This is a genomic window from Photobacterium phosphoreum (assembly GCF_002954725.1).
Classification (GTDB): Bacteria; Pseudomonadota; Gammaproteobacteria; order Enterobacterales; family Vibrionaceae; genus Photobacterium; species Photobacterium phosphoreum.
In genome coordinates this window covers 167,574-182,937 of the sequence record NZ_MSCQ01000003.1, presented here as the reverse complement: position 1 = coordinate 182,937, position 15,364 = coordinate 167,574, and the positions used below count along the sequence as shown (strand labels likewise).

General features: G+C 42.4%; 13 protein-coding genes and 1 tRNA gene. 12 read left to right on the top strand and 2 right to left on the bottom strand.

Going from position 1 to position 15,364, the window contains the following annotated elements; all coding sequences use genetic code 11:
* The first annotated feature begins 53 nt into the window (after positions 1-53).
* Positions 54-129, top strand: a tRNA-Gly gene (locus BTO21_RS18685).
* 717 nt (positions 130-846) lie between these two features.
* On the opposite strand, the gene queG is transcribed toward BTO21_RS18685, so the two are convergent.
* Positions 847-1,980 carry a tRNA epoxyqueuosine(34) reductase QueG gene (queG, locus tag BTO21_RS18680; RefSeq protein WP_045030975.1) on the bottom strand — a complete coding sequence of 378 codons (1,134 nt, stop codon included), beginning with the start codon at positions 1,978-1,980 and terminating at the stop codon, positions 847-849.
* Positions 1,981-2,415: 435 nt separating this feature from the next.
* On the opposite strand from queG, the gene tsaE reads away from it, so the two are divergent.
* From tsaE to motX, 11 genes are all read left to right on the top strand, one after another.
* The gene (gene tsaE / locus BTO21_RS18675) at positions 2,416-2,880 is read left to right on the top strand and encodes a tRNA (adenosine(37)-N6)-threonylcarbamoyltransferase complex ATPase subunit type 1 TsaE (RefSeq protein ID WP_045030973.1); all 465 of its coding nucleotides are present in this window, start codon (positions 2,416-2,418) and stop codon (positions 2,878-2,880) included.
* 6 nt (positions 2,881-2,886) lie between these two features.
* A complete protein-coding gene (locus BTO21_RS18670) occupies positions 2,887-4,626 on the top strand; it encodes a LysM peptidoglycan-binding domain-containing protein (RefSeq protein WP_045030971.1) in 1,740 nt (579 codons plus the stop codon).
* Between the two features lie 2 nt (positions 4,627-4,628).
* Positions 4,629-6,764 carry a DNA mismatch repair endonuclease MutL gene (gene mutL / locus BTO21_RS18665; RefSeq protein WP_105026973.1) on the top strand — a complete coding sequence of 712 codons (2,136 nt, stop codon included), beginning with the start codon at positions 4,629-4,631 and terminating at the stop codon, positions 6,762-6,764.
* A 3-nt stretch (positions 6,765-6,767) separates the two neighbouring features.
* Complete coding sequence (miaA, locus tag BTO21_RS18660) at positions 6,768-7,703, top strand: tRNA (adenosine(37)-N6)-dimethylallyltransferase MiaA (RefSeq protein ID WP_045030967.1); 936 nt, start codon at positions 6,768-6,770, stop codon at positions 7,701-7,703.
* Positions 7,704-7,789: 86 nt separating this feature from the next.
* Positions 7,790-8,056: an RNA chaperone Hfq gene (gene hfq / locus BTO21_RS18655; protein WP_036788836.1), complete on the top strand. Its 267-nt coding sequence runs from the start codon at positions 7,790-7,792 to the stop codon at positions 8,054-8,056.
* 28 nt (positions 8,057-8,084) lie between these two features.
* Positions 8,085-9,374, top strand: a complete 1,290-nt coding sequence (gene hflX / locus BTO21_RS18650) for a ribosome rescue GTPase HflX (protein ID WP_045030964.1) — start codon at positions 8,085-8,087, stop codon at positions 9,372-9,374.
* Positions 9,375-9,427: 53 nt separating this feature from the next.
* Positions 9,428-10,591, top strand: a complete 1,164-nt coding sequence (gene hflK, locus BTO21_RS18645; protein WP_045030962.1) for an FtsH protease activity modulator HflK — start codon at positions 9,428-9,430, stop codon at positions 10,589-10,591.
* 2 nt (positions 10,592-10,593) lie between these two features.
* Positions 10,594-11,595 carry a protease modulator HflC gene (gene hflC, locus BTO21_RS18640; RefSeq protein WP_045030961.1) on the top strand — a complete coding sequence of 334 codons (1,002 nt, stop codon included), beginning with the start codon at positions 10,594-10,596 and terminating at the stop codon, positions 11,593-11,595.
* 75 nt (positions 11,596-11,670) lie between these two features.
* A complete protein-coding gene (locus tag BTO21_RS18635) occupies positions 11,671-11,865 on the top strand; it encodes a DUF2065 domain-containing protein (protein ID WP_045030959.1) in 195 nt (64 codons plus the stop codon).
* A 120-nt stretch (positions 11,866-11,985) separates the two neighbouring features.
* Complete coding sequence (locus tag BTO21_RS18630; RefSeq protein WP_045030957.1) at positions 11,986-13,302, top strand: adenylosuccinate synthase; 1,317 nt, start codon at positions 11,986-11,988, stop codon at positions 13,300-13,302.
* Between the two features lie 146 nt (positions 13,303-13,448).
* The gene (gene motX / locus BTO21_RS18625; RefSeq protein WP_045030955.1) at positions 13,449-14,072 is read left to right on the top strand and encodes a flagellar protein MotX; all 624 of its coding nucleotides are present in this window, start codon (positions 13,449-13,451) and stop codon (positions 14,070-14,072) included.
* An 87-nt stretch (positions 14,073-14,159) separates the two neighbouring features.
* Here the strand turns inward: motX and hmpA are convergent, their stop codons facing one another.
* Positions 14,160-15,362, bottom strand: coding sequence for an NO-inducible flavohemoprotein (gene hmpA, locus BTO21_RS18620; protein WP_045030953.1), 1,203 nt, complete (start codon positions 15,360-15,362; stop codon positions 14,160-14,162).
* Between the last annotated feature and the right edge of the window lie 2 nt (positions 15,363-15,364).

Here is a 15,364-nt window from a genome sequence, read left to right as displayed (position 1 = left end):
TTAATAATTTATTGCCGCTTAAGTGATAAATGATAGGTGAAAGACCTAGCTCTGCGACACTAGCTCAGCTGGTAGAGCGCAACCTTGCCAAGGTTGAGGTCACGAGTTCGAACCTCGTGTGTCGCTCCAATTTAGTTATCATCGAACTTATCGGTGAACTACTACTGTGAAGTATTAGTCTTAATGTGGTATTCCTGAGGTATTCGATTACCGATATCATCAGTGTACTGCTTCAAGTGTTTCTAGTTTGACTACGAAGCCCACTTAGAAGCAATCAGCTTCGATTACATCATCTGCTATTGATCATGCAACCTAATGGTTGTTTTTTTCATCTTAGCTATTTGCAAAGATGTTTTGTAAGATCAATATTGTCATATATGGCAAATGCTCTTTCCTAACACTGATAAATTGTACTTACTATGATAGCAATATTGTGGTTTATTTTGTTTGTTGTTATTCATTGATAACAATACCTGATAAGTCATTATTTTAGTGAGTGTTTTAGATTTATTGCACCGTTAGATCACAGTTACATTAACAGAGTTATCCACATAAAAAAATCTGTGGGTAAGTTGGTTGATTAGATGTGATAGCTAGGTGTGAATAACTTTATAACGGGTAATAGATCTGAAACTATTAGTCTTATTAACCATAAATAGCTAACAGGATAACTGTTTGTTTATTAAGGGTTAGTTTTGTTTTATCTACAATTTTTACACAGTTCATTTGATTCTTTCCCTATCGGGATAACCATCTTGATTATGTTATCCACTCCCTGTGTTTAATCTTTAATTTCCCTACTGTTTTTAGCTTAATTTAAAAAGTTTTCCACATATACCCAGAGTGTTACGCATCTCGAGGTAGACCCTTCTCTATGATCCGTATTAACCGTTTAGTTGAGCTAGGCAGAACATCGATAACCAATTGCTGGTGTTTTTGGCGCTGTTGCTCTAAAGCCCACTCAATATGAATATCGACTAATGGATATTCTCCCTGACGCATCGTTAGCGCTGTCACGATATCTACTTGATACGGCGCATTACCTAGTGCGATAGTAATATTACGTAACCATTGCATATGACCAATGCGGCGAATAGCCGATCCTTCAGTATTCTTTAAGAATGTTGCTTCATTCCATTGGTAGAGTGCTACCAGATCTTGTTGAAACAGCGTATCACGACAGTGGTAGTCTGTTTCTGCGGTTATTTCTCCGTGGCGGTTAAATGGACATACCAATTGGCAATCATCACAGCCATAAATTCTATTGCCGATGGCGGCGCGATATTGTTCAGGAATGATACCGTCAAATTCGATAGTGAGATAAGAAATACAACGCCGCGCATCAACTACCCCTGCTTCGATAATGGCACCCGTTGGGCAACTAGTCATGCAAGCGACACATTTACCACATTGATTGCTTACTGGCTCATCTATGGGTAAGGGGAGATCAATTAACAGCTCTCCTAAAAAGAACCATGAGCCTGATTGGTCGTTAAGAATGAGTGAGTGTTTCCCCGTCCAGCCTAATCCTGCTTTTTCAGCTAATGGACGTTCAAGTACCGGTGCTGAATCGACGAATGGTCGACAGCCAAATTCACCGACAACGGTTTCAATCCGTTGGCCTAACTGTTTAAGACGGTTGCGGATCAGTTTGTGATAATCTCGTCCAAGCGAATAGCGGCTAATATAGGCTTTTGTTGGTTGTTTTAAGGTTTGAGCAAAACCTGCTTGTGGTGGTAAATAATTCATTCTGACACTGATTACGCGGACGGTACCTGGTAATAATTCATGTGGTCGGGCTCGCATCATGCCGTGGCGTGCCATCCAGTCCATATCACCATGGTAGCCAGCATCTAACCATCGTTGTAATTGGACTTCATGTTGTGACAAATCGATATCGCTGATCCCTACCGCTTGAAAGCCGAGTTCTTGTCCCCAGATTTTAATTTGCAGAGCGAGTTGTTGATAATCGATAGTCATAGTGTCAGTCTTATTACGGGTAAAAATCAGGGAACGGATTCTAGCACATTCTTATTTTAGAGTGGTCATTAGTGATGATTGCTAATAGGTAACAATTTAATTGATACTTATTGTTAATCACTGAAGAAGGGATAGCTGTAATCTCACAAGCTGACACACTATTGTCAATGGTTGCAATAATAGCTGAGATAATCTGCAAAGGTGTAAAGCTGCACCTGTGCTGAATATGTGCCTGACATAAATTGAATGGTATTGCTTTATTGCGGTAAAATTAGGCGACCATCTGCAGTGAGATCTTTATTTCGACAAAGAGAGATCTAGGTGTTGATTTATCTTAAAGCAGCAGATTTATGTGCGCAAAGCGGCGAGCGTGGTATGCTGGCGGCTGATCTTTTTCCGTTTATTCGTCAATTAGTCAACCCAAGATAAAATATAATGCAAACATTTGAAACTTCCCTTGCTGATGAGCAGGCAACGGTAGATTTTGGCCTTAAATTGGCTAAAGCCTGCACGCAACAAACAACAATATATCTCCATGGTGATTTAGGTGCAGGTAAAACCACATTCAGTCGTGGCTTTATCCGTGCAATGGGTCATCAAGGGAATGTGAAAAGCCCGACCTATACATTGGTTGAACCGTATGATCTTGCGCCTTGGCAAGTTTATCATTTTGATTTATACCGTCTTGCGGATCCAGAAGAATTAGAATTTATGGGGATCCGTGATTACTTTACCAATGATGCTATTTGTTTAGTGGAGTGGCCAGAAAAAGGCATCGGTATGTTGCCCGCACCTGATCTTGAATTGGAATTGCGTTATGACGGCGATCACCGAACAGCATTAGTAACGTCGAATACGGATTATGGTTCAACGTTGATCAACCACTTACAATTAGGTTAATTAGAAATGGCGTTACGGACGTATGCAAATCTTCTAATTTTGGGAGTGGGATTAGTTAGTTCTACCGCTTTTGCAAATGAACTAAAAGGAGTACGGGTGTGGCCGGCTCCTGATGAAACGCGTGTCGTGTTAGATATGCAAAGCCAAGCAGATTATTCGCAGTTTATGCTATCTAATCCGTCACGATTAGTGATCGATTTGAACAAGACCTCACTGAAAACCAAGTTACCAATCACTGTTGCTAAGAGTGAGATCTTAACCACTATTCGTAGCAGTAATGCGCCTGAAAAAGGCACTACGCGATTAGTGTTTGAACTTAAACGTACCACGAAACCAACAATATTCTCACTTTCACCAACACCTGATGGTAGCTATGGCTATCGATTGGTAATGGATTTACCTAATGGTTCTGGCGTTGGGGCTGTTGATAAAGAAGAGCAAGCAGAAGAAACTGCGACTGAAAACAATTTAGCTAAGTTACCTTCAGGTACGGCTGATATTGTGGTCGCAGTCGATGCGGGTCACGGTGGTGATGATCCCGGCTCTATTGGACCAACCCATAAATATGAAAAGAACGTAACTTTAGCTGTTGCGCGTAAATTAGCGGCTAAAATCAATGCTACAACCGGTATGCGTGCGGTCATGACTCGTCGTGGTGACTATTATGTAGGATTAAGTAAACGTTCAGAGATCGCACGTAAAAATAAAGCGCTATTATTGGTTTCTATTCACGCAGATGGCTTTAGTTCACCTAAACCTCGTGGTGCATCGGTATGGGTATTAAACACCCGTCGTGCTAATACTGAGATTGGTCGTTGGTTAGAGCAAAGCGAGAAGCAATCAGAGTTGCTGGGTGGTGGCGATGTATTATCAAGCAATCCTAAAGATAAATATTTAGGTCGTGCGGTACTCGATCTGCAATTTAGTTATTCACAGAAAGAAGGCTACGATGTCGCTAAACGCGTTTTGGCGAATTTGCGCCATATTGCGCGTTTACACAAAACGGTACCGCAATATGCCAGTCTCGCGGTCTTGAAATCACCAGATATTCCATCATTATTAGTTGAAACAGGTTTTATTACGAACCCAATTGAAGAGCGTGAATTAACCTCTAATGCCCATCAAAATCAACTAGCTAATGCGGTTTATAAAGGCATTTTACAGTACTTTACCGCCCATCCACCTGAAGGCACGTTGTTTGCTTCGCGTTTGAAAGCTGGAGGCATGAAACATAAAGTCACGTCTGGCCAAACATTAAGTGGTATTGCCGCGAAATATGGTTCATCAATGGCGGCGATTAAAGCGGCTAATAACTTGAAATCAAATTCAGTGAATATTGGTCAAGTTCTTGTGATCCCTGGTTCTGGCATTACTACTGCGACGACTGCGCCTGTTGTAAAAACGGCAGCTGCTAAAGTGGTAACTAATCACGCTCCAGCCACTCGTATTGTGTGGCATACCGTGACGCGTGGTGAGTATCTTGGCAAAATTGCGGCTAAATATGGGGTCACCATGAGTAGCATTCGTCAAACGAGCCATTTAAAGTCAGACAAGGTCATGGTCGGACAGAAACTAAAAATTGCCGTTGCGGCGACGAAAGTAGAACGTCATAAAGTACGTCGTGGTGAGTTTCTAAGTAAGATTGCGGCAAAATATGGGGTATCTGTAGCAACTATTCGTGATGCGAATAAGCTACGTTCTGATAAACTAGCAGTAGGACAGACGCTAATCATTCCAAGAAGTTAATTATGCCGATTCAGATTTTACCCGCTCGGCTGGCTAACCAGATTGCAGCGGGTGAAGTTGTTGAACGCCCCGCATCGGTAGTCAAAGAGCTTGTTGAAAATAGTATAGATGCCGGTGCCACTCGAATCGATATTGATATCGAAAAAGGTGGCAGCCGGCTGATTCGTATTCGTGATAACGGTAAAGGCATTGCTAAGGATGAACTTGGTTTGGCCTTAAGCCGTCATGCGACCTCAAAAATAGCCTCATTGGATGATCTAGAAGCCATTGTTAGCTTAGGCTTTCGTGGTGAAGCCCTCGCCAGTATCAGTTCAGTTTCACGGTTAACCTTAACCTCACGTATCGAAGATCAAGCAGAAGCATGGTCAGCTTATGCTGAAGGTCGTGATATGGATGTTCAGTTAAAACCTGCCGCTCATCCCGTAGGTACGACACTGGAAGTCTTGGATTTGTTTTTTAATACTCCAGCGCGACGTAAGTTTTTACGGACTGAAAAAACAGAATTTACTCATATTGATGAACTGATCAAACGCATTGCTTTAAGCCGCTTTGATGTTGCGATCACACTGCGCCATAACGGTAAATTGGTGCGACAATATCGTATTGCTGATAATGCATTACAACAAGAACGCCGTTTAGCTGCCGCTTGTGGACCTTCCTTTTTGCAACATGCATTAGTGGTTGAATTAGCGCATGGTGATTTGAAATTATCAGGTTGGATTTGTAGCTCACAAGGAGCTCGTAGCCAAAATGACATTCAATATTGCTACGTTAATGGTCGTATGATGAAAGATAAATTGATCAATCATGCGATTCGACAAGCGTATGAATCAAGCTTACGATCCGATCAGTATGCCGCTTATGTGTTGTATATTGAGGTTGATCCACATCAAGTGGACGTTAATGTTCATCCTGCCAAACATGAAGTTAGGTTTCATCAAGCTCGATTAGTGCATGATTTTATTTATCAAACCCTGCAAAGTGCATTACAGCAAGCCGCAGATGTTGATGATGCGCATCAGTATCAAGCACCAATGAGAGCCAGTGCACATGCTGAGGTAACTACCGATCCTATTGATCGCGCATCACACACTATTGCTGCGATGCCTGATTACCCGAATAAGGCTGCACCCGATAGTTGGTTAGCTGCAAGTGATTCATCGCCAGTTACACCTATATCCCTACCTGATTCCAATCAAGGTTCTGTCTCTACTTTTTCAAATGAAAAAACTTTATTAGCAAATTCAGTTAGTAAAGATACTCAACAAAGCTATAGTCAAAAGAGTAGCCCAAAAAATTCATCACAATTAGTACCTGTTGAACGTCAGCAAGGTTCAAAATCTGGACAGTATGCAAATGCTTCTCCTCGCCATTATGGTGAACCTGGGCCTACTGCGACAGAGCGTAAAGCTTATCAACAGCTGCTTACAACAGATAACACTGAACCGACTCAATCGACACCGAGCCAAGTTACATTAACCGAACCCTCGACTCGAATAGCTGAGCCGCGACGTGAATGGCCGTTATCAAGACAGCCAATAGCGATAACGGGTAAGCGTTCTCACAGTAACAATGTGGGGTTAGGAAAAGCATTAGTTGTTGTTGATGAGCAATTTTTATTGTTGAGTCAGCAACATGAAATGGTGTTACTGCATTTACCGATCGCAGAGCACTTACGTCACGTTGGCCAGTTACAGTTAGCAAAAACGGAAGGCTTAAAGCCCCAACCGTTATTGATCCCATTGGCTGTGCCGATTGAGGTGGAATTGATTCAGTGCGCTGAGCAACATGGACAATTATTAAAGCAATTAGGGATCCAACTAAAGTCCAAAGGACGTAATAGCATTATTATTCTTGCGGTGTGTATGCCACTAAGGCAACAAAACTTACAACAGTTAATCCCAAATTTGTTAACCTATCTTCATACCGTGAGTGATGATCCTGATGCTCAAGGATGGGATAACCTTTTATTCTGGCTCGCTAAACAATGCCATATGCCGGTAACAAGTTATACCTTGGCACAAGCGATTCAGTTAATTACCGAATTAGAGCAGCTATGGGGGGAACAAGTGATGACGTTTAAAGCGCAACTTGTTCGTCCTGTTGATATGCAAGCAGCGATAGAAGCATTTAAGTAATTTATGACTAAGCCACAACCACAAGCAATTTTTTTAATGGGCCCGACAGCGTCAGGTAAAACTGATCTAGCGATTCGGTTGCGGGAGCAGCTACCCGTTGAGTTGATAAGTGTCGATTCCGCCCTTATTTATAAAGGGATGGATATCGGTACAGCAAAACCAGATGCGCATGAATTGTCACTAGCACCGCATCGTTTAATTGATATTCGTGATCCAGCGCAAAGTTATTCTGCTGCAGACTTTCGTTCGGATGCACTAAAAGAAATGGCTGATATAGTAGCTGCGGGGCGGATTCCTTTGTTGGTCGGTGGTACTATGTTGTACTACAAGGCATTATTGGAAGGTTTGTCACCATTACCTGCGGCAGATAATACTGTTCGCGCCGGTATAGAACAAGATGCTGAAGCTCGAGGTTGGCAAGCACTGCATGATGAATTAGTGCAAATTGATCCTGTGGCTGGTGCAAGGATTCACCCTAATGATCCACAGCGATTATCTCGTGCATTGGAGGTTTTTCGCATCTCAGGTAAAACATTAACTGAGTTAACAAAGACTCAAGGTGAATCGTTACCTTATAAGGTTCACCAATTTGCAATTACGCCCACGGATAGGGCTGTACTGCATCATCGAATTGAGCTTAGGTTCAAAAAAATGATCGAAGCAGGGTTTGAACAGGAAGTGCGGGCATTGTATGACCGTGGTGATCTTCACCTTGAACTTCCTTCTATGCGCTGTGTCGGTTATCGACAGATGTGGGAATATTTGGACGGGAAACATGACATAGATGAAGCGGTTTTCCGTGGTATCTGTGCTACCCGTCAATTGGCAAAGCGTCAAATCACTTGGCTTCGTGGCTGGAAAGATTTGACTTGGTTGGATAGTAGTGATGTTGATAGCGCGTTACAAACCGTCACAAACTCAGTTAGATGTGATGTTTAATTAACGTGTATACTCTGAACTGCTTTGCGTATTTTTAGTTTTTGTTCGTTGCTAATACAACTACAAACAAATAAGGAAAAGAAATAATGGCTAAGGGGCAATCTCTGCAAGACCCGTTTTTGAATGCGCTGCGTCGTGAAAGAATCCCGGTCTCTATTTACCTGGTAAACGGTATCAAACTACAAGGCCAAATTGAATCATTTGATCAATTTGTCATTTTACTTAAAAACACCGTCAACCAGATGGTTTATAAGCATGCTATTTCTACTGTTGTTCCCGCTCGTCCGGTGAATCATCACCATGCGAGTGATCGTCCAGCAGGAAGCGACCGTCCAGAAAAAACAGAAGAGTAAGATTATTTTCAAATAAGGAGTCGATTACTTGTTTGACCGTTATGAAGCTGGTGAGCAGGCTATTCTTGTTCATATAAACTTCACTCAAGATGAGGAATGGGAAGATCTTAGCGAATTTGAAATGCTAGTGTCTTCCGCTGGAGTTAACGCGCTGCACGTAGTTACGGGTAGCCGTAAAACACCGCTTCCAAAATATTATGTGGGTGAAGGTAAAGCGCAAGAAATCGCCGATGCAGTAAAAACTGTTGATGCAGATATAATTATTTTTAATCACGCATTGTCACCTGCACAAGAACGAAACTTAGAGCAGCTTTGTCAATGCCGAGTGATTGATCGTACCGGGTTAATTCTCGATATATTTGCCCAACGCGCACGTACCCACGAAGGTAAGTTGCAAGTTGAACTAGCACAATTACGGCATTTATCAACTCGATTAATTCGTGGTTGGACTCACCTTGAGCGACAAAAAGGTGGTATTGGCCTTCGCGGGCCAGGTGAAACTCAGTTAGAAACCGATCGACGTTTATTACGAGAACGTATTAAAACAATTTTACGTCGTTTAGATAAAGTCGCTAAACAACGTGATCAAGGACGTCGAGCGCGTAATCGAGCAGAAATCCCAACGGTGTCATTAGTTGGGTATACCAATGCGGGTAAATCAACATTATTCAATCGTATTACCGATGCTGGGGTATATGCAGCCGATCAGCTGTTTGCTACCTTAGATCCAACATTGCGAAAGATTGAAGTTGCAGATGTCGGTGCAGCGATACTTGCAGATACTGTTGGTTTTATTCGACATTTACCCCACGATTTAGTGGCTGCGTTTAAAGCAACATTAAAAGAAACACAAGAAGCAGATCTATTGCTTCATGTGGTTGATGCCAGTGATGATCGTTTTCGCGAGAACATTGAGGCGGTAGATACCGTACTTGATGAAATCGAGGCCAGCGACGTTCCTGTTTTACTTGTTATGAATAAAATTGATAACTTGGATAATGCACAACCACGAATTGAGCGTGACGAAGAGGGTTTACCTCGACGAGTTTGGGTATCAGCCATGGAAGGGCAAGGCATTGACTTGTTATTCCAAGCCTTAACAGAACGTCTTGCAGGAACAATGATAAAGCACAGCTTGCGTTTGCCGCCTGAAATGATTGGACGGCTACGCAGTAAGTTTTATCAGATGGGATGTATTGTGCAAGAAGAGTATGAATCAGATGGCTGTTTAATGATTGATATTCGCTTACCGATGGCAGAATGGTCGCGGTTACAAAAAAGAGAAAGTACTTCGTTAGATGACTACATCGTTGCTTAATGGATTGCTGAGTAATAAAAACTGTCGTCATATCACATTGATGGAGTTCTATAATGGCGTGGAATGAGCCTGGTAACAACGGCGGCCGTGATGATAAAGACCCTTGGGGTAATAAAAATCATGGTGGACGTGAACAAGGACCACCCGATCTGGATGAGGTTTTCTCAAAACTAAGTCGTAAGGTTGGTGGTGTGTTTGGTAATAAAAAAGGACCAACAGGCAGCGGTAGCGCTGTAGGTTTGGGTGCTGTTGCAGTTTTAGCTGTGGCTGTATGGGGATTTTCAGGCTTTTACACTGTAAGTGAAGCAGAACAAGGTGTTGTGCTGCGCTTCGGTAAGTTTGATCAAATCGTCAAGCCGGGTTTGAACTGGAAGCCGACTTTTATTGATGAAGTCATCCCTGTTAACGTACAAGCAATTCGTTCGCTACGAGCTTCTGGCTTAATGCTAACCAAAGACGAAAATGTATTGAAAGTTGAGATGGATGTCCAATACCGTGTTGATAATGCTGAGAAATACCTGTTCAGTGTTACCAATGCCGATGATAGTTTGCGTCAAGCAACAGATTCTGCACTGCGTGCGGTTATCGGTGATTCAACTATGGATCAAGCGTTAACAACGGGCCGTCAGACTATTCGTGCGAATACTCAAGCTGCAATTAATAAAATTATCGCAAAATATGACATGGGTATCCGTGTTGTGGACGTTAACTTCCAAAGTGCGCGTCCACCAGAAGCGGTTAAAGATGCCTTTGATGATGCTATTGCAGCACGTGAAGATGAAGAACGTTATGTGCGTGAAGCAGAAGCTTACAGTAATGACATTTTGCCAAAAGCAACGGGTCGTGCTGAGCGTCTGAAGAACGAAGCAGAAGGTTATTCTGAGCGTGTTATTAATGGTGCACTCGGTGATGTTGCACAGTTTGATAAGCTGTTGCCACAATACGAAGCCGCTAAGCAAGTAACCCGTGAACGTCTGTATCTTGATACGATGGAACGTGTATACAGCAATACCAGCAAGGTGTTAATTGATACTAAATCTGGTGGTAATAACGTGATGTATTTACCACTTGAAAAGTTAATGAATCAATCAAATAACCAAGCGAAAAAGCCAGTAGATTCTGGCCGATTAAGTGGTATTGAATTGGAAAAAGTGGAAACACCAACGCCAGTCGCTCCAACACCACGCGCTGACACTGGCCGTCAAGGGAGATATTAATTATGCGTAAGTTAATCATCCCAGTAGTTGTGATTTTTATTGCACTATTATTGATGTCTATGTTTGTCGTGAAAGAGGGCGAGCGTGGTATCGTCGTGCGTTTCGGTCGTATCATAAAAGATAACAATACCGAAGTTGCACGAATTTACGAGCCAGGTTTACACTTTAAAGTTCCTGTTTTTGATCGTGTGCATGATCTTGATGCGCGTATTCAAACCATGGATGACCAAGCTGACCGTTTCCTAACAGCTGAGAAAAAAGACGTGATCATTGATACCTACGTAAAGTGGCGTATTAAAGATTACGGTAAATATTACTTAGCAACGGGTGGTGGTAATACATCAACAGCGGAATCATTGTTAAAGCGTAAAGTTGTTGATAGCTTACGTGCCGAAATTGGTGCGAAAGAAATCAAGCAAATCGTATCTGGAGAAGACAGCACTTCAGCATCTACTACATCGTCTGATATTGCACAAACTAAAGCGGCAAAAGCTGCTCTAGCGGTAATTGAAGGTGTGGTACCGGTGAAGAAAGTTGAAGGCCAACGTGATCAAATCATGGCTGATGTACTTGAAGAAACGCGTGAAAGTGCGAAAGACTTAGGTATTGAAGTAGTTGATTTCCGTATTAAGAAAATCAATTTACCAGATGAAATCAGTGAGTCTATCTACCGTCGTATGCGTGCTGAGCGTGAGTCAGTGGCACGTAGCTACCGTTCTCAAGGCCGTCAACGTGCTGAAGAGCTTCGTGCTCGTTCAGAACTTGAAGTGGCAACAGTTTTAGCTGAGGCGAAGCGTAAAGCACAAGTTGTACGCGGTGACGCAGATGCAAAAGCGGCTGAGATTTATGCAAAAGCATATAATCAAGACCCTGAGTTCTACAGCTTCTGGCGTTCTCTGAAAGCGTATGAAAAGAGCTTTAGTTCGAAAAATGACATTCTTGTTATTGATCCGAATAATGAGTTCTTTAAATATATGAACCATTCAGAGCTACCAGCAAAGTAAGCTCGCTTTACTAACAACGTAATCGTTATAATAAAGACAAGGCTTTGGCCTTGTCTTTTTTTTTGGATAAAATACATGATGAATACAATTTTATTAGCCATTGGTTTAGTGTTAATTGTTGAAGGTTTAGGACCATTATTCGCCCCCCAAGGATGGCGCAATATGGTTAGTCAATTAAGCCAACAAGATGATAATACGCTACGTCGTATTGGTGGCTGTCTGGTCGTGGCTGGCAGTGTTATTGCGTATATGATGTATTTAAGAATGTAGAAAAACAGCCATAAAAAACAGATAAAACGCGTCAAATATGAAATGTATTAAGCCAAAAATGACTGCAAGCGGGCGGTTAAGGTGCTAGAATCCTTTTTTAACTATGATAGATGAAGAAAGATGGCAAATAATGTAGTCGTTCTTGGCACCCAATGGGGTGACGAAGGTAAAGGTAAGATCGTTGACCTGCTGACCGAAGATGCAAAATATGTAGTTCGCTACCAAGGCGGACACAACGCCGGTCACACCCTAGTTATTGACGGTGAGAAAACTGTTCTTCACCTGATCCCATCAGGTATCCTACGTGACAATGTTAAATGCATCATCGGTAATGGTGTTGTACTTTCTCCTGATGCACTAATGAATGAGATGGGCCCACTAGAAGCACGTGGTATTCCTGTTCGTGAGCGTCTGTTCCTATCAGAAGCTTGTCCACTGATTCTTCCTTACCACATTGCTCTTGACCAAGCTCGCGAAGCGGCTCGTGGTAAAAAAGCAATTGGTACTACTGGTCGTGGTATCGGTCCTGCTTACGAAGATAAAGTTGCTCGTCGCGGTCTTCGCGTTGGCGATTTATTTGATAAAGCAGCCTTTGCTGAAAAGCTTAAAGAAGTCATGGCTTACCATAACTTCCAGATTGAGCATTACTACCATGCTGAGCCTGTAAGCTACGAAGAAGTACTAGAAAAAGTACTGTCTCAAGCTGACCTATTAACATCAATGGTTATCGACGTAACGAAAGAACTTGATGATGCACGTCTACGTGGCGACAAGATCATGTTTGAAGGTGCGCAAGGTACATTGCTTGATATCGACCACGGTACTTACCCATACGTAACCTCGTCAACGACCACTGCTGGTGGTGTTGCTGCAGGTTCTGGTTTTGGTCCTCGTTACTTAGGTTACATTCTTGGTATTGCAAAAGCATACTGTACTCGTGTTGGCGCTGGTCCGTTCCCAACTGAGCTATATGATGGTTTAGAAAAGCAAGATCCAGTAGGTAAGCACCTAGGTACTGTTGGTAACGAGTTTGGCGCAACGACTGGTCGTCTACGCCGTACTGGTTGGTTTGATGCGGTTGCTATGCGTCGTGCGGTACAAATCAACTCTATCTCTGGTTTCTGTCTAACTAAACTAGACGTACTAGATGGTCTTAAAGAGCTGAAAATTTGTACTGGTTACAAAACGAAGTCTGGTGAGATTCTAGAAGTTTCTCCAATGGCGGCTGATGCGTACGAAGATCTAGAGCTAATCTATGAAACAATGCCTGGCTGGAGCGAAATAACATTTGGTGCCAAAACACTGGATGCGCTACCACAAGCAGCACTTGATTACATTGCACGTATCGAAGAGCTAACAGGTGTGCCAATTGATATTATTTCAACGGGTCCTGATCGCAACGAAACGATCATTAAAGTACATCCATACGGTGAGTAATCACTAGCGGTTGCTTTAAGCAGAAAAACCAGCTTTCGAGCTGGTTTTTTTATAGCTGAATAATAGCGTTATAGTACGATCTGTATTGCGTTAAAGTTTGGTCTCAAATTGCCGATAGTTAACTATTCGACGTTTGAGGAATGCCAATGAAATCCTGGTTGATAATGTTTGCTGCTTGGTTGGCAACACCGGTTCATGCGATCACTGGGGTTGGAGAGGCTGTGCCTATTTATTCCGAGGATCAGTTGAGTGCATGGTTTACAACCAATCAGCATTTAGCTCAAGTTAAAGCCGATGATTGTCAGTTAGTACAAGATATTCAAGCACGCGCCGAACAAATTGAATCACCCGCTTATCAATTTCTTTATGGTGATATGTTGGCGTGGGGGGTGTGTGTGCCTAAAGATGTAGCACAGGGGTTATATTATATGCGTGCCGCTGCTCAACAAGGGGTGCCTGTTGCATTGGAACAGCTGGGACGTTATTACGCTCAGGGTGTTATTTTACAACAAGATAAACAACGCGCTATTCCTTATTTACGGGAAGCTGCCGCCTTAGGCAATGTTCGCGCTCGAATTCAATTAGCGCAATTGCTGATTGCCGATAATGGCAGCCCTTTAGATTACGAAGATGCTTATCGATGGTTATATCAAACCGTGACCACCGAGAAAGGCCAATATCAACAAATCCGTCAATTACGTCAGCAGTTAGAAAAAAAGATGCCAGCGAATATTATTGCGCGCGCTAAACGACGCTCATCGTTTTGGTAACAGCAGTTATTCAGTGCAATAAAAAACAGCACCTAATGAGGTGCTGTTTTTATTATGGATCGACTCTGGCGTTGTCAGCTAAAGACGTTACAGTACCTTGTGTGGTCCAAAGCATTCGTAATGAATACGATCAGTGGTGACACCCAATTCAATTAACTGCTTAGCGATAAACTGCATAAAACCGACTGGGCCACAGCAATAAAAATGCATTTCAGGATCTGAAATTTGATTTGTGATTTTATCAAGCTCGATTAAGCCTTGGTAATCATAGTCTTCTGCTTGACGATCGCTGCTGGTTGGGGCGTTGTACCATGTCAATGCAGCGATGTGCGAATGTTGATTAGCCAGTGTCTTTACATGATCTTTATAAGCATGTTGCTGACCATTTTCTGTGGCATGCAACCAATTCACTGCTGCCTGATGTTGAGTTAACGTTTCAAGCATCGCTAGCATTGGTGTTAATCCCACACCCGCAGAAATTAAAGTAACGGGGGTTTGTGAATTAACATTCAAGAAAAAATCACCAGCAGGTGCGACTAAGTTAACCTTATCGCCAATATTGATCTTATCGTGAAGATAGTTTGAGACCGTTCCTTGTGCTTCTCGCTTAACTGAAATGCGATAATGACTGTGATTGGGTGCTGACGATAAACTGTATTGACGAATTTCTTGGTTCGCTAATTCTTTCGCATTGATATAAATACCCAAATATTGCCCAGGTTTGTAAGTCGCGACTTGGCCACCGTCTACGGGGGTAAAGGTAAAGCTGGTAATTAATTCACTATTAGCTTGTTTGCTGGTAACGATAAATTCACGCGTACCACGCCAGCCGCCGTCTTTATCATTGCTCTCTTGATAAATTTCTTCTTCACGGCTAATGAATATATGAGCTAACACACCATAAGCTTCTGCCCATGCATCTAAGACTTCTTGTCCTGGTGCTAATAATTCATCAATGGTTGCTAACAGATGATGACCCACTATTTGATATTGATCGGCAGTAATTAAAAAACTGGTGTGCTTTTGGGCTATTTTTTCTACGGCAGGTAATAATGCTGCTAAATTATCAATGTTATTAGCGTAAGCACAAACCGCATTAAATAACGCTTTTTGCTGACTAGAAGGTGCGTCATTGTCTCTATTTTGTTGGTTGCTCATGTTGAAAACATCTTTTAACTCAGGGTTATGGCTGAACATACGCTGATAAAAGTGTTGGGTTACTGCAGGGCCTGCGGCGGCAATGACGGGGGCGGTCGATTTTACGATATCAATGGTTTTTTGAGTGAGCATTA